This window comes from Pseudomonas sp. yb_5 (assembly GCF_043103865.1).
GTDB lineage: Bacteria > Pseudomonadota > Gammaproteobacteria > Pseudomonadales > Pseudomonadaceae > Aquipseudomonas > Aquipseudomonas putida_Y.
Genome location: NZ_JBICKE010000012.1, coordinates 56,521 through 74,875 on the forward strand (window position 1 = coordinate 56,521; position 18,355 = coordinate 74,875).

The 18,355-nt window shown below is 64.0% G+C and carries 14 protein-coding genes; 5 read left to right on the top strand and 9 right to left on the bottom strand.

The annotated features are described in order from the left end of the window. Window positions 1–186: 186 nt before the first annotated feature. Window positions 187–5,088 carry an alpha-2-macroglobulin gene (locus tag ACF8GF_RS01455; protein ID WP_392487555.1) on the top strand — a complete coding sequence of 1,634 codons (4,902 nt, stop codon included), beginning with the start codon at window positions 187–189 and terminating at the stop codon, window positions 5,086–5,088. Between the two features lie 145 nt (window positions 5,089–5,233). Here ACF8GF_RS01455 and ACF8GF_RS01460 read toward each other — a convergent pair whose 3' ends face one another. Continuing rightward, a complete protein-coding gene (locus tag ACF8GF_RS01460) occupies window positions 5,234–5,527 on the bottom strand; it encodes a hypothetical protein (RefSeq protein WP_004577004.1) in 294 nt (97 codons plus the stop codon). Between the two features lie 77 nt (window positions 5,528–5,604). Between ACF8GF_RS01460 and pbpC the strand changes: the two genes are divergently transcribed. Then, entirely contained in the window at window positions 5,605–7,959 is a 2,355-nt protein-coding gene (pbpC, locus tag ACF8GF_RS01465; RefSeq protein WP_392487556.1) for a peptidoglycan glycosyltransferase PbpC, read from the top strand. Between the two features lie 92 nt (window positions 7,960–8,051). Further along, window positions 8,052–9,716: a ShlB/FhaC/HecB family hemolysin secretion/activation protein gene (locus ACF8GF_RS01470; RefSeq protein WP_392460448.1), complete on the top strand. Its 1,665-nt coding sequence runs from the start codon at window positions 8,052–8,054 to the stop codon at window positions 9,714–9,716. 74 nt (window positions 9,717–9,790) lie between these two features. Here ACF8GF_RS01470 and ACF8GF_RS01475 read toward each other — a convergent pair whose 3' ends face one another. From ACF8GF_RS01475 to ACF8GF_RS01510, 8 genes are all read right to left on the bottom strand, one after another. Continuing rightward, window positions 9,791–10,567, bottom strand: a complete 777-nt coding sequence (locus ACF8GF_RS01475) for a response regulator transcription factor (RefSeq protein ID WP_176684394.1) — start codon at window positions 10,565–10,567, stop codon at window positions 9,791–9,793. A 119-nt stretch (window positions 10,568–10,686) separates the two neighbouring features. Next, window positions 10,687–11,157, bottom strand: coding sequence for a prepilin peptidase (locus tag ACF8GF_RS01480; protein WP_176684395.1), 471 nt, complete (start codon window positions 11,155–11,157; stop codon window positions 10,687–10,689). A gap of 276 nt (window positions 11,158–11,433) precedes the next feature. After that, window positions 11,434–12,003, bottom strand: a complete 570-nt coding sequence (locus tag ACF8GF_RS01485) for a DUF4136 domain-containing protein (RefSeq protein ID WP_176684396.1) — start codon at window positions 12,001–12,003, stop codon at window positions 11,434–11,436. Window positions 12,004–12,022: 19 nt separating this feature from the next. After that, entirely contained in the window at window positions 12,023–12,658 is a 636-nt protein-coding gene (locus ACF8GF_RS01490; protein WP_392487557.1) for a DUF4136 domain-containing protein, read from the bottom strand. Between the two features lie 22 nt (window positions 12,659–12,680). After that, window positions 12,681–13,430 carry a methyltransferase domain-containing protein gene (locus ACF8GF_RS01495; protein WP_176684398.1) on the bottom strand — a complete coding sequence of 250 codons (750 nt, stop codon included), beginning with the start codon at window positions 13,428–13,430 and terminating at the stop codon, window positions 12,681–12,683. Beyond that, a complete protein-coding gene (locus ACF8GF_RS01500) occupies window positions 13,427–13,732 on the bottom strand; it encodes a MazG-like family protein (RefSeq protein WP_176684399.1) in 306 nt (101 codons plus the stop codon). The genes ACF8GF_RS01495 and ACF8GF_RS01500 overlap by 4 nt, the downstream gene beginning before the upstream one ends. A gap of 77 nt (window positions 13,733–13,809) precedes the next feature. Next, window positions 13,810–14,661, bottom strand: coding sequence for a MaoC family dehydratase (locus ACF8GF_RS01505; RefSeq protein ID WP_392487558.1), 852 nt, complete (start codon window positions 14,659–14,661; stop codon window positions 13,810–13,812). Between the two features lie 2 nt (window positions 14,662–14,663). Further along, window positions 14,664–16,016: a 3-oxoacyl-ACP reductase gene (locus ACF8GF_RS01510; protein WP_209968163.1), complete on the bottom strand. Its 1,353-nt coding sequence runs from the start codon at window positions 16,014–16,016 to the stop codon at window positions 14,664–14,666. A 117-nt stretch (window positions 16,017–16,133) separates the two neighbouring features. Here ACF8GF_RS01510 and ACF8GF_RS01515 point away from each other — a divergent pair, with 117 nt between their 5' ends. Then, window positions 16,134–17,411 carry an acetyl-CoA C-acetyltransferase gene (locus ACF8GF_RS01515; protein ID WP_392487559.1) on the top strand — a complete coding sequence of 426 codons (1,278 nt, stop codon included), beginning with the start codon at window positions 16,134–16,136 and terminating at the stop codon, window positions 17,409–17,411. An 89-nt stretch (window positions 17,412–17,500) separates the two neighbouring features. Then, entirely contained in the window at window positions 17,501–18,280 is a 780-nt protein-coding gene (locus ACF8GF_RS01520; protein WP_176684403.1) for a helix-turn-helix transcriptional regulator, read from the top strand. Window positions 18,281–18,355 lie beyond the last annotated feature (75 nt).

Genomic DNA, 18,355 nt, shown 5'->3' on the forward strand with positions numbered 1-18,355 from the left:
GTGGAAGCGGGCAAGCCCGCGAAGGGGCGCAACGCGGCCCCCTTTTAACGAATGGCCACAGTGTACCGACCAGGCAACCATTTAGCGCGACCATGGTCTGACCTGGCGCGCAACGCCGGGTGCTGCACCTGACGTTGCGCTATAGTTGCTGCCCTCACGTACACGCTGCCCAAGAGTTCCTATCTCATGTTCAACAAAGGATTGTTGCTGGCCTGCGCGCTGGCGTTGCTCAGTGCCTGTGACTCTTCCACGCCGGGTAAACCGGCGCCGGTCGAGAAGTCTGTGGCACCCGTGCCCGCCGAAGCCTCCGCCCCCAAGCGTGAGGACCCGACCGTGCTCGCCAAGCGCTATGAGGGCCGCGAACTCACGGTGCTGGACGTATCGGAAGTGCAGCTCGATGGCGCGGCAACGCTGTCGGTCAGCTTCTCCGTACCGCTGGATGCCAAGCAGGACTTCGCCAACAAAGTGCACCTGGTAGACACCGTCAAAGGCAAGCTCGACGGTGCCTGGGAACTCTCCGACAACCAGATGGAGCTGCGCTTGCGCCACCTGGAGCCGCAGCGCAAGCTGGTGCTGACCGTCGACAAGGGGCTGTTGGCAGTCAATGGCAAGCAGCTGGACAGCGAGTCGATCACCCGCCTGGAAACCCGCGACATGCAGCCGACCATCGGCTTTGCCAGCCGCGGCTCGCTGCTGCCTACGCGTCTGGCCGAAGGCCTGCCGGTGATTGCCCTGAACGTCGAAAAGGTGGATGTCGAGTTCTTCCGCGTCAAGCCAGACATGCTCTCGACCTTCCTGGCCAACTGGGGGCGCAACAGCAGCCTGTACTACTACCAGTCCAAGGAAACCCTGGACATGGCCGAGCTGGTCTACAGCGGCCGCTTTGATCTCAACCCGGCACGCAACACGCGTGAGACCGTGTTGCTGCCGATTGCCGGCATCAAGCCGTTGCAGGCGCCAGGCGTGTACCTGGCAGTGATGCGCGCCTCGGGTACCTACGATTATTCTCAGCCGGCAACCCTGTTCACCCTTAGCGACATCGGCGTGTCGGCCCACCGCTACCGCGATCGCATCGACGTGTTTGCTCAAGCCCTGGAAGGCGGCAAGGCGCTGAGCGGCGTCAACCTGGAAATCCATGACGAAAAGGGCAAGCTGCTGGCCCAGGCCACTACCGATGGCAAGGGGCATGCCCAACTGCCGATCACGCCCAAGGCCGATACCCTGATCGCCACTCAGGGCGTGCATACCACGCTGCTGCGCCTGAACACCGCAGCCCTGGATCTGGCCGAATTCGACATCACCGGGCCTCAGGCCAACCCGCTGCAGTTCTTCATTTTCGGCCCGCGTGACCTGTACCGCCCGGGTGAGACGGTGCTGCTCAACGGCCTGCTGCGCGACCAGGACGGCAAGCCGGTCAAAGCCCAGCCAGTGAGCGTGGAAGTGCGTCGCCCGGATGAACAGGTGAGCCGCAAGTTCGTCTGGGAAGCCGACAGCAATGGCTTGTACCAATACCAGTTGCAACTGGCCACCGAGGCCCCGACGGGCCGTTGGCAACTGCTGCTCGACCTGGGTGGCGGGCGCAAGCAGGTCTATGAATTCCTTGTCGAAGACTTCCTGCCCGAGCGCCTGGCGCTGGAGCTCAAGGGCAGCAGCCAACCGCTTTCGCCGGATGAAGATGCGCGCATCCAGGTCAATGGCCGTTACCTCTATGGCGCCCCGGCCGCCGGCAATCGCCTGAGCGGTCAGGCCTATGTACGCCCGCTGCGCGAGGCGGTACCGGCGTTGCCTGGTTACCAGTTCGGTTCGGTCACCGAAACCGATCTGAACCAGGACCTGGAACTGGACGAAGTCACCCTTGACCAGGCCGGCAAGGCGGTGGTCGATATCGAAAGCCGTTGGGCCGAGGCCCGCTCTCCGCTGCAACTTACCGTGCAGGCCAGCCTGCAGGAGTCGGGTGGCCGGCCGATCACCCGGCGCCTGGAGCAGCCTATCTGGCCGGCTGAGCGCCTGCCGGGCCTGCGAGGCCTGTTCGAAGGTGAGGAAACTGATAGCAACGGCCCGGTGGAATTCGAGTTCCTGGTGGCCGACCGCGACGGTAACAAACTGGCGGCCGATGCGCTCAAGGTGCGCCTTGTTCGCGAACGCCGCGATTACTACTGGAATTACTCGCAAAGCGACGGCTGGAGTTACGCCTACAACGAGAAGTTCCTGACCCAGAACGAAGAGACGATCAGCGTCAAGGCAGGTTCCACTGCCAAGCTCAGCTTCCAGGTTGAATGGGGCCCTTACCGCGTCGAGGTCGAAGACCCGCAGACCGGCCTGGTATCCAGTGAGCGCTTCTGGGCCGGCTATCGTGCCCAGGACAACGCTGAGGGCGGCGCGGTACGGCCGGACCAGGTCAAGCTGGCGCTGGACAAACCCTCCTACGCCGATGGCGCTACCGCCAAGGTCACCGTCACCCCGCCCGCTGCGGGCAGCGGCTACCTGATGATCGAGTCCAGTGAGGGCCCGCTGTGGTGGCAGGAAATCGATGTGCCCGCCGAGGGCAAGACCTTTGACGTGCAACTGGACAAGGCCTGGGCCCGCCACGACCTGTACATCAGCGCGTTGGTTATCCGCCCGGGTGAGCGCAAGGCCAATGCCACGCCCAAGCGTGCTGTGGGCGTGCTGCACCTGCCGCTGGACCGCGCCGAGCGCAAGCTTGCGCTGAGCCTGCAGGCACCGGAGAAAATGCGGCCGAAACAGCCGTTGACGGTGAAGATCAAGGCCGCCAACGCCGATGGCAGCGTGCCCAAGCAGGTGCATGTGCTGTTGTCGGCGGTGGACGTGGGCATCCTCAACATTACCGATTTCAAAACCCCCGACCCGTTCGCCAGCCTGTTCGGGCGCAAGGCCTATGGTGCCGATCAACTGGACATCTACGGCCAACTGATCGAGGCCGGGCAGGGCCGCCTGGCCAGCCTGGCATTCGGTGGTGACGCAGCGATGGCCAAGGGGGGCAAGCGACCCAACACTACGGTAACCATCGTTGCCCAACAGAGCCTGCCGGTGACGCTGGACGACAAGGGTGAGGGCCAGGCCACGGTCGATATCCCCGACTTCAACGGCGAACTGCGGTTGATGGCCCAGGCCTGGACCGAAGAGCACTTCGGCATGACCGAAGGCAAGACCGTGGTCGCCGCACCGTTGATTGCCGAGCTTTCGGCCCCGCGCTTCCTGGCCGGTGGCGACCGTACCCGCCTGGCACTGGACCTGGCCAACCTGTCCGGCCGCGCCCAGCAACTGAACGTCGAAATCACCACAGAAGGGCAACTGAGCCTGGCGGCCGACGCCGTGCAGAGCGTTAATCTGGCCGAAGGGCAGCGCTCGACGCTGATGATTCCGGTGCAGGCCCAGGGTGGTCTGGGGCAGGGCAAGGTACATGTCCGGGTGACGGGCCTGCAACTGCCGAACGAGCCGATCACAGCGTTCGAGCGTGAGTGGACGCTGGGCGTGCGCCCGGCCTACCCGGCAATGCTCAAGCACTACCGCGTGGCCTTGAAGGACCAGCCGTGGACCCTGCCCGAAGCAGACCTGGCCGCCTTCGAACCGGCTGGCCTGGAAGCCAGCCTGGCCTTGTCGAGCCGGCCGCCGCTGAACCTTGCCGAGCAGATTCGCGCGCTGCAAGCCTACCCCTACGGCTGCCTCGAACAGACCACCAGTGGCCTGTACCCCTCGCTGTACGCCGATGCCGACAGCCTCAAGCGCCTGGGCATCAAGGGGGAGCCGGCGGATGTGCGCAAGCGCAAGATCGAGATGGGCATCGAGCACTTGCTGGGGATGCAGCGCTACAACGGCAGCTTTGGCCTGTGGAGTTCGGACAGCGAAGAAGAGTACTGGCTCACCGCGTATGTTACTGACTTCCTGCTGCGTGCCCGTGACCAAGGTTACGGCGTGCCTGCCGAGGCACTGAAGAAGGCCAGTGAGCGCCTGCTGCGTTACCTGCAGGAACGCAACCTGATCGAAGTCGACTACAGCGAAAATGCCGACCACACACGCTTTGCCGTGCAGGCCTATGCGGCGCTGGTGCTGTCGCGCAGCCAGCAGGCGCCGTTGGGGGCCCTGCGCGGCCTGTTCGAACGTCGCGCCGATGCCCGCTCCGGTCTGCCGCTGGTACAACTGGCGGTGGCGCTGGACAAAATGGGCGACAAACCGCGTGCCGGGCAAGCCTTGCAGGCGGGCCTGGGCATCAGCCGTGGCAAAGGCTGGCTGGCCGATTACGGCAGCGCCCTGCGTGACCAGGCGCTGATCCTGGCACTGCTGCAGGAAAGCAACCTGGCCAGCAGCCAGGTCGATCAGCGCCTGTTCGCGTTGTCGGATGAACTGGCGGCCAACCGTTGGCTGTCGACCCAAGAGCGCAATGCACTGTTCCTCGCTGGCCGTGGCCTGCTGGGCAAGCCGGAAGGCCAGTGGCAGGCACGCCTGGACAGCGCGGGTGAAGTGCGCGAGTTGAACAATGCCGAGGCCGGTATGAAGCTGGAAGGCCCGTTACTGGCCTCGCCACTGAGCGTGCAGAACGAGGGCAGCGAGACGTTGTACCAGCAGCTGACTCTGTCGGGCTACCCACGACAGGCGCCTGCTGCTGGCGGCAACGGCCTGCAGATTCGCAGAGAGTACCTGGGCATGAATGGCCAGCCGCTGGACCTGCACAACCTGCGCAGTGGCGACCTTGTGCTCGTGCACCTGGCGCTGAAAGCCGAGGACCGCGTGCCGGACGCGCTGGTGGTGGACCTGCTGCCGGCAGGCCTGGAGCTGGAAAACCAGAACCTGGCTCAAAGCGCCGCCAGCCTGGACAATGCCAGCAGTGCAGTGAAGGCGTGGCGCGAGTCGATGCAGAACGCCAGCGTGGTGCATCAGGAGTATCGTGATGACCGTTACGTGGCCGCGCTCAAGCTTGACGGCTATGGCACCACCCACCTGCTGTACCTGGCGCGAGCGGTGACACCGGGCACTTACCGCGTGCCGCCGCCGCAGGTCGAGTCGATGTATCGGCCGAACCTGCAGGCCGTGGGCGATGGGCAAGGGGAGATGACCGTGAAAGCCCGCTAGAGTCCCGCTCGACGCGGACAATGTGGGAGCGGCCTTGCGCCGCGATAGGGCCGCGAAGCGGCCCCGGAAGTTCAAGCGGCGAAGCTGAAATCCTGGGGCTGCTGTGCAGTCCTGTCGCGACGCAAGGCCGCTCCCACCGCGCAGATCAGTGGATCACCCAGCTCATCACCCACAGCCCCAGCACCAGCCAGATGATCCCGAGGATGATCGACGCGCGCATGAATGCGCGGATTGCCGAGTACAGCAGCATCAGGCCGATGATCAGCGCCAGGATGCTCAGCAGCGAGGTGTCCATGCCCAAGGTGCGCGACAGGCCATCGATGAAGTTGCCACCAGCATTGGCCAGCAGGTTGAACAGCCCGCTCAATGCGTCGACGATGAAGCGGATCAACGACCCCAGTGCCTGGCCCAGCCACTCGAAAAAACCTTCTACATGCATAGTTGCTTCCTGATGAAAAAATCGGCGAGGTTGTCGTCCCAAAGCCTTTGGCCATTACCTGGCCAGGTCGGTTCCCGATGCCAAGCTTAGCGCGACCACGCAGCCGTGCGGGCAGGTTGTTGCGTGCCACGCTGATCAGTTTGCTGGTGCTGGGCGGCCTGTTCTGGCTGGCTGATCGTATCTGGCCGCTGCCGATGCCGGGTGACGACCTGGCCCGGGTAGTGCTGGCCGAAGACGGCACACCGTTGTGGCGCTTTGCCGATGCTGAGGGCGTGTGGCGCTACCCAGTTAGCCCTGAAGAGGTTTCGCCGCTTTACCTGCAGGCCTTGCTGACTTACGAGGACCGTTGGTTCTACGACCACCCAGGGGTCAACCCGCTGGCATTGGCCCGTGCGGCCTGGCTGAACCTGCGCAGCGGGCGTGTCGTGTCGGGCGGCAGCACACTGTCGATGCAGGTGGCACGCCTGCTCGACCCGCACGACCGTACCCTGGGCGGTAAACTGCGCCAGCTATGGCGCACGTTGCAGTTGGAGTGGCACTTGTCCAAGCGTGACATCCTGCAGATCTACCTGAACCGCGCACCTTTCGGCGGCACGCTTCAGGGCGTGGCGGCAGCCAGCTGGGCGTACCTGGGCAAGTCCCCCCGTCACCTGACACCCGCCGAAGCGGCGCTGCTGGCTGTGCTGCCCCAGGCACCCAGCCGGCTGCGCCCGGACCGCCACCCCGAGCGTGCCCAGCGTGCCCGGGACAAGGTGCTGCAGCGCCTGGCTGAATACCAGGTATGGCCGGCCCAGCAGCTCCGCGAGGCAGCCGAGGAGCCGTTGGTGTTGGCGCCACGCCAGGAGCCGGCTTTGGCGCCATTGCTGGCCCGACGCCTGAACAGTGCTGACAGCCCGCCACTGATTCGGACCACGCTTGACGCTGCGCTTCAGCGGCGCCTCGAAGACTTGCTGCTGGGCTGGCGCGCCCGGCTGCCCGAGCGTACCTCGGCCGCCATTCTGGTGGTCGAAGCGCAGTCCATGGCGGTGCGCGCGTACCTGGGCTCGGTAGATTTGTCTGATGAGCGCCGCTTTGGCCATGTCGACATGGTGCGCTCGCTGCGTTCGCCCGGCTCCACCCTCAAGCCTTTTCTCTACGGCATGGCGCTGGACGATGGCCTGATCCATTCCGAATCGCTGTTGCAGGATGTTCCACGACGCTATGGCGACTATCGCCCTGGCAACTTCTCCATGGGTTTCAGCGGGCCGGTGTCGGCGAGCTCAGCGCTGGCCCTGTCGCTCAACCTGCCCGCCGTGCAATTGCTGGAAGCCTACGGCCCGAAACGCTTTGCCGCGCAATTGCGCATGGCGGGCATGCCGCTGATACTGCCGCCCCTTGCCGAGCCCAACCTGTCGTTGATCCTGGGCGGTGCCGGCAGCCGCCTGGAAGACTTGGTCGGCGGCTACGCGGCGCTGGCGCGGGGGGGCAACAGTGCGCAGGTGCGCTTGCAGCCACAGGCCCCCCTGGTGGAGCACCGGTTGCTGTCACCGGGGGCGGCGTGGATCATCCGGCGTATTCTCAGTGGCCAGGCGCGCCCGGACCGCGACCCGCACGCCGAACTGGTGCAGCGCCCGCAACTGGCCTGGAAAACTGGCACCAGCTACGGCTTTCGCGATGCCTGGTCGATTGGCGTGGGGCCGCGCTACCTGATTGGCGTATGGATTGGCCGCCCCGACGGTACACCGGTGCCCGGTCAGTTCGGCCTGGCGTCGGCGGCGCCGCTGATGTTGCAGGTGCACGATCTGTTGAGCAATCGCGACAGCCAACGCGGTATCAGCGTCCCGGTAGAGCGAGTACCTGCGAATATTGGCGTTGCGGCAATCTGTTGGCCGCTGGGCCAGCCGATGAGCAAGCAGGACACCAACTGTCGGCGTCAGCGCTTTGCATGGACCCTGGACGGCACCACGCCGCCAACCTTGCAGGCAGCCGACCAGCCGCTGGGCCTGGGCTTGCGCGAAACAGTGTGGGTCAACGATCAGGGCCTGCGGGTCGATGGTAGCTGCCCGGGCGCCAGGGCTCGTGACATCGTCCTGTGGCCGGCGCCGCTGGAGCCGTGGCTACCGCGTGTCGAGCGGCGCATGGCGCGTTTGCCGGCCATCGACCCGGCCTGCCCGCCGCAGGCGCCGGCCAGTGCACCACCGCTGTCGATCGTCGGTGTGCGCCCTGGCGACCATCTGCGCCGCCCGGCCACCAGCACTGAGCCGTTGCAATTGCAGGTATCTGCCTTGGGTGGTGGTGGACGGCGCTGGTGGTTCCTCAACGGCCAGCCGTTGGGTGAAACCCAGGGGCAGGACAGCTTGTTGCTGCGTTTGCCACAGGTCGGGCAGGCCGAACTCAGCGCGCTGGACGAAAGCGGTCAGACGGCGCGGGTGGCGTTCCAGGTCAGTGAGTAGGTGTTCGACGACAGCCGGGCCAGCACCTACGCTTGCAAGTGACGGGTGTGACCGGCTGGTGCCCCGCAACCCATGGGAACATGGAGTGCCCTATGCGTCCTCTGGTCATGCCCCTGATGTTGCTGCTTTGGGCACTTGCTGCCCACGCCGAGCCGTTGCCGGGGTTTCTCGACAGCCATGAATACGAGCGGCGTCTGCCCAGCGCCAACCTGCCGATGACGGACTACGCCCCTGTGAGCCCCCGCATACGGTTGGCAGGGGCGGCTATCGACAACCCCGACTGGGCCCCGGCCAACACCCGGCTGGTGCTGCAAAAAGTGCGCTTCGAGGGCGGCACGGTGTTCCCCTTGGGCGACCTGCGTGAACACTATCAGCCGCTGATCGGGCGCGAAACCACGTTGGGTGAATTGCAGCAATACACCCAGCGCCTGACCCAACGCTACCGGCAGAAGGGCTACTTGCTGTCGTATGCCTACCTGCCGCCTCAGGATGTGGCAGATGGCAGGGTCGACGTGGTGCTGGTCGAAGGTTACGTACGTGATTACCGCTTGGACGGCGATATTGGACCGGCCAGTGAGTATTTGCAGCAGTTGCTGGCGCGCATTGAGGCCGAGCGCCCACTGACCCGCGAAACGCTGGAGCGCTATCTGGGCCTGGCTACGCGCATGCCAGGGGTCGTGGTAGAGGCCGAACTGACAATGGCGCGGGCTGCCGAGGATGTCGCCCAGTTGACCGTGCATGCACGGCGCAAGCCGCTCAGCGCCGCGGTGACCGTGGCCGACTCCAGCCGTGACGCTGCTCAGGCCCTGTTGACGGCAGCCAGCAATGCCCAGACTCGCCATGGCGAACAGTTCGCGGCCAGTTGGCTGCTGCCCTCTGGGGAAGACCGGGTCCATTACCAGCGTCTCGATTACAGCCAGTACCTGGACTCTGCCGGTAGCCAACTGCTGCTATCGGCCTCGCGCTACCGCAGCGAGCCCGGCACGCGCATACGTCTGGACGATGGCCGCGATATCACTCGCAAGCACGACAGTGAACGCTATGCGATCGGTTTGCGCCAGCCGGTGATCGTAAGGCCGAATGAGTGGCTGGCGGTGCAGGGCCACGTGTACTCAGTCAGTGAGAAAGATCAAGACCGGATGGCCGAGCAGCCACCGTTTCGCAAGTACGACACCTATGTACGGGCGCTGTCATTCGAAGGTGACTGGCGCAAGGTGGAGCAGGGGCGTTTGCGTATCGTCAGTGTCGGGGTCTATCAGGGCCTGGACTATCTGGGGGCACGCAGCGATGCTGACTACGATCTCGATTTCCTGCGCTTTCGGCTTTCCGGCCTGCAGAGCGACACGCTGCTGGAAAACTGGCAGGGGGTGGTATCCGGTGCGTTGTACTGGAGTGACGATCGCTTGCCCGACAGTGAGCGTGCGGGGTTTGGCGGGCAGAATTTCGGCCGTGGCTACCCGCGCGATCAGGCGGACGGTGACAAGGGCTGGGGTGTGGCTTACGAGCTTAACTACAGCATGCGAAGTAGCTGGCTTGCGCGGGTTCAGCCCTATGCGGTGGTGGATACCGCACAGGCCTGGCATAACCGGGGACCGGTGGAGGACGCCCATCTGGCTTCGGTGGCGCTGGGTGTGCGGTTAGGGGCTGGGCATATGTTCAATGTGGCGCTGGAAGTGGCCAAGCCGTTGGCGGATGTGGCGCTGGATAGCCTGGACCGTGGGCCTCGGCTGTCGTTGAACCTGGCGATCCAGTTGTAGCAGGCAACTATGGGCTTGCAGGAGCAGCCTTTCGCAGCGCCAGGCCGCTCCAGAATGGTGTGCCGAGCCTTCACTCAATGGGTCGTGAACCGCTGGTGCACGGGCGACGAGCTAGGGGTCAGCGCCAGAGCCAGTTGGGTGCGGTTGTGCATATGCGTCAAACGCAATACCTGAGATACATACAGCTTCACGGTGTTTTCGGTAATGCCCAGTTCACAGGCGATCTGGTAATTGGTCTTGCCCTTGCTAACCAGGCGCGCCACTTCCAGTTGGCGTGGTGACAGTTTCTCGAACGCTGCTGGCAGCTCGCTTTCGCTTTCTTCTGCATCACTGGCACGCCGGTGGGTGCCTTGGCCACGGGCTTTTTCCAGGTCCTGATACAGTTCGTCCACCGACTCGGCCAGTTCCTGCAAGCGCTGGTTCAATCCACCCAGATCACGGATATTGCGCTGGCGCTCCAGCAAGACCTCTTCCTGCCGGCGGACGCCTGCCAGCAGTTCATCGAGGTCCATCGGCTTCTGGTAGTAATCGGCGAAACCTTCGCGTAGCGCCCGGATCAAGTCCTGCTTCTCGGCACGCCCAGTCAACATGATGGCTTCGAACATGCGCTGGCTGCCGTTGATCTCCTTCAAGGCGCGCACCAGCTCGATGCCGTCCCGATCGGGCATGTGCAGGTCACAGATAAGCAGGCCGATGCTAGGGTCTGCCACATAGTGCTCGATGGCTTCGTCGGTTGAGAGGGCTGTAACGCAGGCATAGCCCTTGGTTTCGAGGAATTCACTCAGTTGTTCGACAATGACCGGTTGGTCATCAACCACCAACACCTTCACTTCACTCACTGATCTGGACACGATCAACTCCCTGTTCTTATACGGCCCTGCTCCCGTGCCAGACGCTCTGGCAGCTTAAAAGTAGTCGCACCAGGCGAAAATGTACAAGGCGTGTACAAGTCATCGGACCACTGGAAGGCTTACTGGATCCATACGGCTGTCAGAAGAAAACCTGACAACACATAAGGGACGAAAGCCTGCTTGTCGCCCATTTCCTCGGTCAGGGCCTGCAAACGCTTCTTTATCTTGGGATTGAGCAGAGTCCACAGGCGTCGGCGGGTCAATAGCCAGACCAGCACACTGACACCCGCGCCAATAAAGGTGCCGAGTACATATTGCGGGCTTGTGGCCAGGGCCAGGGCGCCCATCAGCTTGACGTCGTCAGCGCCGAAGCGGCCGAGCATGTAGCCTGGCAGGGTCAGCAGCATGACGATGGCCAGCGCCCAACCGGCATCGCTGGCATCGGCGCCTATCCAGCTGTGGCCGGTAGCGAACAGCCAGGCCAGGGCGCAGCCAGCCACCCCCAGGGTCAGCATGTTGGAGATCTGGCGTTGACGCACATCCTGTTCGGAGCACAAGGCAAGCCACAGCAGGAGAACAATGCTTTGCATTGGCAGGTCGCCTTTCCCAAATGTTGAACACTTCTACCCGGTCAGTCAGGTTTACCTAGATGAAGATAGACGGGAACGCGCGGGGGAGTGCGGTTGGCAACGGAAAAAAGGCGTGCGTGGAATGGATTTTGTCGCAGCTGACACCGGCCTGGCAGGGGATTCAGTCGTACTGAGAATCGCGATCAGTGTAGGCGCGGGTTCAGCCGCGAAGGCAGTAACATGCACCGTGCCACTTCCTTCGCGGGCCACGGTGCATGCCAACGCCATATTCCGACGCTATTTTTTGCTGCCCGGTGGGTAGTTGCCCAGCACCTTGGCCACGGTGTTGCGGATTGCGCTGTTACGTTCTTCCGGGCTTGGCGGGTAGTTGTTCATGATCTGCTCGGCACTGCCGCGCCATACCAGCTTGCCGTCACGCCCATCGAACATGTCGACCTGAATGGTGGCGACCTTGTAGTCGACACTGCGGGTTTCGTTGTACATCGGGCCACCCCAGTAGCCGCCCCAGTAGCCACCCCAGCCACCGCCGTAGTTGGTGGTGATCTGTTGTTGGCGCTGTTCCACGATCAGGTACGTGCGTACTGTCAGGTCCGGCCGCGCTCCGCCTTGTACCGGACGCAGGCCACGCTGGTCGAGTTGCTCTGCCACCGCCTGGCGAATGCGTTGCTCGGTAAGGTCGCTTTTGATCCGTGGGTCATCCGGGCGGTACTGCAGGCCCGGCTCCTGCCATGCCCAGCTACGGTAGGCGGCAAAATCGCGGCTGGCATCGAAATCCTGCTGGACGTTGTTGCTCGAGCAGGCAGCGAGCAACAATGCGAATGACAGTAGAACGAGACGGCGCAACATGATGGTTCTCCGTTAGCTATTAACTGGGAGGATAGCCGCTGAGCGCCTTGTGCACAGAATCGCGCAAGGCACTTTCGCGCTCGCGGGGCGAGTCCTTGTTGCTGCTGCTTTCGGCGCTGGCGCTCCAGACCGGCTGACCGCTGCGGGCGTCGTACAGGTCGATGCGCACCACCAGGACTTCGACCTCGTAGGTACGCACGATGGGCACGCTGGCATAGCCCCCATAGCCATGGCGATAGCCTCCATAGCCCACGCCACCATAAGGGTACGGCCCGTAGTAGGGGTCGTAGCTGTCGTAGTCACGCACCTGGCGCAAGCGTTTTTCCAGGCGCATACCGGCGCTCACCAGCAAGTCGCCAGGGCCTGCGCGAGAGGGGCGTAGGCCATGCTGGTCGAGCGCACCGCTCACCGCATCGGCCAGTTGCGCCGGGTCGGCACCCACAGCGCCGCTGGGCAACTGGCCGTTGCGCCAGCTCCAGCTGCGGTAGTGCCCATAATCACGAGCGGGCGCAGGGTATGCACTGGCGTCGAAGGTGTTGGCCGCCTGCGCAGGGGCCGGTGGTAACGGGCGGCTGCTGGCCACATACGGGTTGCTGCCCTGGCAACCAGCCAGGGCAATGGGCAGCAGGGCCAGGCACAACAGACGGTACGGCATGTGTTCCTCCCGGCGTGGCGGATTAGCGGGGGCGGCAGACCCAGTGCAGGTAGCGGCCAAGTCCGGCGAAGGTAGGGTGGCGACGGTGGGCCAGTTCCATTTCCAGCAGGTCGAGCAGCTCGGCCTTGCCCTGGAATTCCTTGGGCATATAGTCGTGAAACACCCGCACGCCGCTTTCGCTTTCAACCTGCCACATAGGCTCAAGTTGCGCCTTGAGTTCGCGTGGATCAAGCGGTTTCTGTGGGGTCAGGCTCTGCTTTTCACCTTCCAGCCGGTTGCTGCGCAACTTGCGGAAATGGCCCTTGAGCAGGTTGCGATAGACCAGTGCGTCGCGGTTGTAGAAGGCCAGCGATAACCAGCCGTCGGGCGCCGTGAGCTGGTGCAGCACTGGCAGGATGCTCTCGGGTTCGGCCAGCCATTCGAGCACTGCATGGCAGAGCACGAGGTCGTAGCGCTCGGTCAGTTGGCCGAGCAGGTCTTGCCAGGGTGCCTGGATGAAGGTCGCGGTCTGGCCGGCTTCGGCAAAGCGCGCCCTGGCGCCTTCGAGCATGGGCGCCGCAGGTTCGGCCAGGGTCAGCTGGTGGCCGCGCTCGGCCAGCCACAAGGCCATGTGGCCCAACCCGGCGCCGATGTCGAGGATGCGTAGCGGGCGGTCGGGTAGCGCTTCGGCCAGGTCGGCCTGCAACACCGCCAGGCGGATCGCACCCTTGGCGCCGCCATAGATCTTTTCGGCAAAGCGGGTGGCCAGCTCATCGAAATGACGATCGTTCATCGGGCGAAGCGCCTCTCGCTGTCGGCCAGCTTGGCACGCACCACCTGGTCCATGTCCAGGCCCAGTTCGCTGCACAGCAGCAACAGGTAGAGCACCACGTCACCGACTTCCTGGCCGGCGTGGGCCAGCTTGTCGGCAGGCAGTTGGCGCGATTCGTCCTCGCTCAGCCACTGGAAGATTTCTACCAGCTCGGCCATTTCGACGCTGGCGGCCATGGCCAGGTTCTTCGGGCTGTGGAAGCCGCGCCAGTCGTTGGTATCGCGGATCTGATGCAGGCGTTGGGTGATTTCTTGCAGGTTCATCGGGGGTCTCCTATTGCTGCATAGCTTCTGCCCAGGCCCGATGCAAAGCAAGCGTATACCGCCAGGACAGGCCCGGCCTACAGGCACTCCCAACGGCCGACCATATGCAGCACGTCCCCGTGCCCATCCAGGCGCAGTTGGCCCGAAGGGCCCGCTTCACTGGCACTGAGCACCACCTCCGAAGGCAACCTGACCGGCTTGCGGAAGTCCACCTCAAAGGCATAGCCACTGTGCGGCAGGTGCCCACGCAGCGCGGCCAAGGCCATGGCCTTGGTCCACATGCCATGGGCAATGGCCGTGGGAAAGCCGAACAACCGCGCACTGACTGCACTGAGGTGGATAGGGTTGTAATCCCCGCACACCTTGGCATAACGCCGACCGATATCACTGTCGGCGTACCAGCGTGTGGCTTCGGGCAACGGATCAGGCTCAGTGTCGGCCGGCTCACTCGTCTGGCCTTCCAGGGCCAAACCACGCACCAACATGCGGCTGGTCTCTCGCCAGAGCAGGCCGATGCCATCTTCAGCCTCGGTGACCAGGTCGAAGGTGCCCCCTTTGGCATGGCGCTGCAGGTTGTGCGCATACACCGCAAAGCGCAGCCCTTCGACAGCACCAAGCAGGCGCAGCACTTCGATGCGGTTGTGCAGGTGTACCAGACCAAGCAGCGGGAAGGGGAAATCATCGGCCGTCATCAGCTGCAATTGCAGGGCAAATGCCATCACATGGGGATAAGTCCCTGGCAGGCGGCCATCATCGGGAAAGTGGCAAAGCCTTCGATACGCCCCCAGGTTGCCCGGTTGGACCCGAATGAAACAGCGCAGGCCATCGTCCGGCAGCCGGTCGCCGCTGATGGTGCGTTTGCTGGCTGCGCGCAGGTACAGGCTGGCGCGGGCGGCCGGGTTGTGCAGATCGTGCCATTGTCGGCTCATGCTCAAGCTCCCATCAGTGCCTGGCCGCACACCCGCAGCACCTGGCCGTTGACCGACCCGGAGCCTGGCTGGCTGAGCCACGCAATGGCTTCGGCGACGTCCTGCGGGCGCCCACCCTGGCCCAGCGAACTCAAGCGCCGCCCTGCCTCGCGCAGGCCCATGGGCATGGCTGCAGTCATGTGGGTTTCGATGAAACCGGGGGCGATGGCGTTGATGCTGCCACCGCGCTCGGCGAGCCGTGGCGCCCAGGCCTGGGCCAGGCCGATCAGCCCGGCTTTGCTCGCGGCATAATTGGCCTGCCCGCGGTTGCCGGCAATGCCGCTGACCGAGGCCAGCAGGGTGATGCGCGCGTTTTCCCCCAGCGCGCCGTTGTCATACAGCGCCTGGGTGAGCACCTGCGGTGCCTTGAGGTTCACGGCCAGCACGGCGTCCCAGTATTCCGGCGTCATGTTGGCCAGTGTCTTGTCACGAGTGATCCCGGCGTTGTGAACCACGATATCGATGCCGTCGGGCAGGGCTGCGAGCAGTTGCGTTGCCGCATCGCTAGCGCATATATCCAATGGCAGTGCCTTGCCGCCAAGGCGTGCAGCGAGGGCGTCGAGGTCCTGGCTGGCCTGCGGTACATCCAGCAGCAGTACATCGGCGCCGTCCCGTGCCAAGGTTTCCGCAATGGCGGCACCGATGCCGCGCGCAGCCCCCGTGACCAGCGCACGGCGACCGCCGAGTGGGCGGGTCCAGTCTTCCACCTGGCTGGTGCAGGCTTGCAGGCGCAGAACCTGGCCAGAGATGAAGGCACTCTTTGGCGAGAGGAAGAAGCGCAGGGCGCCTTCCAGCTGATCTTCGGCACCGGGGGCGACATACAACAGCTGGGCAGTAGCGCCATTGCGCAGTTCCTTGGCCAGTGAGCGGCTGAAGCCCTCAAGGGCACGCTGTGCAACGCTGGCCAGTGGGTTGTCGAGGCCTTCCGGTGCAAGGCCTAAAACCAGTACATGGGCGCATGGGGCCAGACTGCGTAGCAGCGGCTGGAAAAATTCACGCAACTGCTTCAGTGCATCGCTGTCGGACAAATGACTGGCATCGAATACCACGGCCTTGATTTTCGGCCCCAGGCCGGCCACCCAGGCTTCAGCCTGCAGGTTGTCGGCGCTGAAGCTGTAAACCTCGTCAGTAAGGCACGGGGCGATGGCTTCGACCTGCTTCGCCAGTGGCCCGCCACCCAGTACCAGGGCACCTTCTACCGGGCGCAGGCGGCCAGCCTGCCAGCGCTCCAGTGGCGCCGGGCGTGGCAGGCCAAGGGCATCCACGAGGCGGCGGCCGAGATTGGAGTTGGCAAAACCGAGGTAGCGATCGCTCATGAGGGGTCTCCCGAAAGGCAAGCTTGAAAGTGTGGACCAACTTTGCGGCAGGGTCGTTCGAATGCGGTAAAAACACCTAGGCTGTACCGATCAAATTGTTTCAGGAGGAATAAGCGCATGCGTTCAGCTCGCCGGGTCGCGATCCTGGGTGGCAACCGGATCCCCTTCGCCCGCGCCAATGGCGCCTACGCCACGGCCAGCAACCAGGCGATGCTCACGGCCGCGCTTGAAGGCTTGATCGAACGCTATTGCCTGCACGGGCTGCGGTTGGGCGAGGTGGTGGCCGGTGCCGTGCTCAAGCACTCGCGCGACATGAACCTGACCCGCGAGTGCGTGTTGGGTTCGCGCCTGTCTGCGCAGACCCCGGCCTATGACATCCAGCAGGCCTGCGGTACCGGGCTGGAGGCTGCGCTGCTGGTGGCCAACAAGATTGCCCTGGGGCAGATCGACTGCGGTATTGCTGGCGGTGTCGATAGCACCTCCGATGCGCCCATCGCCGTCAACGAAGGCTTGCGCCATATATTGCTGCAGGCCAACCGTGGCAAAAGCCTTGGCGAACGGTTAAAGCCCTTCCTCAAGCTGCGGCCTCGTCACCTGAAACCCGAACTACCACGCAATAGCGAGCCGCGCACGGGGTTGTCGATGGGCGAGCATTGCGAGCGCATGGCCCACACCTGGCGCGTTGGCCGTGCCGAGCAGGACGAACTGGCCCTGCTTAGCCACCAGAAGCTGGCCGCTGCCTATGCCGAGGGTTGGCAGGAAGATCTGTTGACGCCGTTTCTTTCGCTGACACGGGACAACAACCTGCGCCCCGACCTGAGTCTTGAGCAGTTGGCCAGACTCAAACCAGCCTTTGACCGCAGCGGGCAGGGCACGTTGACGGCGGGTAACTCCACGCCGTTGACCGATGGTGCTTCGCTGGTGCTGTTGGGCAGCGAGGCGTGGGCGCAGCAGCAGGGGTTGCAGGTGCTTGCCTATCTGGTCGATGGCGAAACCGCTGCGGTGGATTTTGTCACGGGGCGCGAAGGGTTGTTGATGGCGCCTGTGTATGCCGTGCCGCGCTTGCTGGCACGCAATGGCCTGACGCTGCAGGACTTTGACTATTACGAAATCCACGAAGCCTTTGCTGCCCAGGTGCTGTGCACGCTCAAGGCCTGGGAGGATGCCGACTACTGCCGTGAGCGGTTGGGCCTGGAGGCACCGCTTGGCGCGATCGACCGTAGCAAACTCAATGTCAAGGGCAGTTCGCTGGCGGCCGGGCACCCGTTTGCGGCAACCGGTGGGCGGATATTGGCCAGCCTGGCCAAGCTGCTGGCGACGGCGGGTAAGGGGCGCGGGCTGATTTCGATCTGTGCGGCAGGCGGGCAGGGGGTGACCGTTATCGTCGAGCGCTGAAGTACCTCCAGGGTAACGGCAGAGGCGGCGAGTGCCTCGATCATGATCCAGCTGTTAGGCTTGTCTGGTCAGAACTAAAAGAAAATACCATGCCGATCATCGGACACCCCCGCGCTATCCCCGCGCTGGAACACCTGCCCAGACCCCTCTACGCCCGTGCCGAAAGCCTTGGCGCCGGTTCGTGGACCACTCGCCACCGGCACGACTGGGTACAGTTTTCCTACGCCATCAGCGGCGTACTCGGCGTGTACACACGCGACGGCAGTTACTTTGCCCCACCGCAGTGGGGGGTGTGGATCCCTGCCGATGCCGAGCATGAAGTGGTCACCTCGATGCAAGCCGAGATGCGCAGCCTGTATGTACGCCGCGATGCCTGCCCATGGGCGCCGGAACAATGCCGGGTGCTGGAAGTGACGCCGCTGGCGCGCGAGCTGATCAAGCAGTTCTGCCTGTTCCCGGCGGATTACCCAGAGGACGACAGCGCCGAGGCGCGTCTGGTGGCGGTGCTGCTCGACCAGTTGCGCACTTTGCCGGAAGTCGGTTTTTCGCTGCCGTTGCCCCGCCACCCTGGTTTGCTGGCGCTGTGCAATGGCTTGATCGCTGCACCAGACCAGTCGCAGACCTTGCAGCAGTGGGCGCGGCAGCTGGGGTGTTCGGAGAAGACGCTGATGCGGTTGTTTCAGCGGGAGACCGGGTTGAGCTTTCGTAATTGGCGGCAGCGCATGCGGTTGTTGTCGTCGCTGGCGTTGCTGGAGGCGGGGGAGAATGTGACCGAGGCGGCGCTGGGGTGTGGGTATGACTCCACCTCGGCCTACATTGCGGCGTTCAAGCAGCTGTTTGGGGCGACACCGGGGGAGTTGAAGCTTTAGTTTACGGTTGCTTGTGCCGGCCTCTTCGCGGGTAAACCCGCGCCTACAGAGGCCGCGTTACCACCCGCGAAAGGG

Coding starts and splice junctions, on each gene's coding strand:
- ACF8GF_RS01520 (WP_176684403.1), top strand. CDS start 17,501: ATGCCGATCATCGGACACCCCCGCGCTATCCCCGCGCTGGAACACCTG.
- ACF8GF_RS01505 (WP_392487558.1), bottom strand. CDS start 14,661: ATGAGCCGACAATGGCACGATCTGCACAACCCGGCCGCCCGCGCCAGC.
- ACF8GF_RS01490 (WP_392487557.1), bottom strand. CDS start 12,658: ATGCCGTACCGTCTGTTGTGCCTGGCCCTGCTGCCCATTGCCCTGGCT.
- ACF8GF_RS01470 (WP_392460448.1), top strand. CDS start 8,052: ATGCGTCCTCTGGTCATGCCCCTGATGTTGCTGCTTTGGGCACTTGCT.
- ACF8GF_RS01500 (WP_176684399.1), bottom strand. CDS start 13,732: ATGAACCTGCAAGAAATCACCCAACGCCTGCATCAGATCCGCGATACC.
- ACF8GF_RS01495 (WP_176684398.1), bottom strand. CDS start 13,430: ATGAACGATCGTCATTTCGATGAGCTGGCCACCCGCTTTGCCGAAAAG.
- ACF8GF_RS01455 (WP_392487555.1), top strand. CDS start 187: ATGTTCAACAAAGGATTGTTGCTGGCCTGCGCGCTGGCGTTGCTCAGT.
- ACF8GF_RS01515 (WP_392487559.1), top strand. CDS start 16,134: ATGCGTTCAGCTCGCCGGGTCGCGATCCTGGGTGGCAACCGGATCCCC.
- ACF8GF_RS01485 (WP_176684396.1), bottom strand. CDS start 12,003: ATGTTGCGCCGTCTCGTTCTACTGTCATTCGCATTGTTGCTCGCTGCC.
- ACF8GF_RS01510 (WP_209968163.1), bottom strand. CDS start 16,016: ATGAGCGATCGCTACCTCGGTTTTGCCAACTCCAATCTCGGCCGCCGC.
- ACF8GF_RS01460 (WP_004577004.1), bottom strand. CDS start 5,527: ATGCATGTAGAAGGTTTTTTCGAGTGGCTGGGCCAGGCACTGGGGTCG.
- pbpC (WP_392487556.1), top strand. CDS start 5,605: ATGCCAAGCTTAGCGCGACCACGCAGCCGTGCGGGCAGGTTGTTGCGT.
- ACF8GF_RS01480 (WP_176684395.1), bottom strand. CDS start 11,157: ATGCAAAGCATTGTTCTCCTGCTGTGGCTTGCCTTGTGCTCCGAACAG.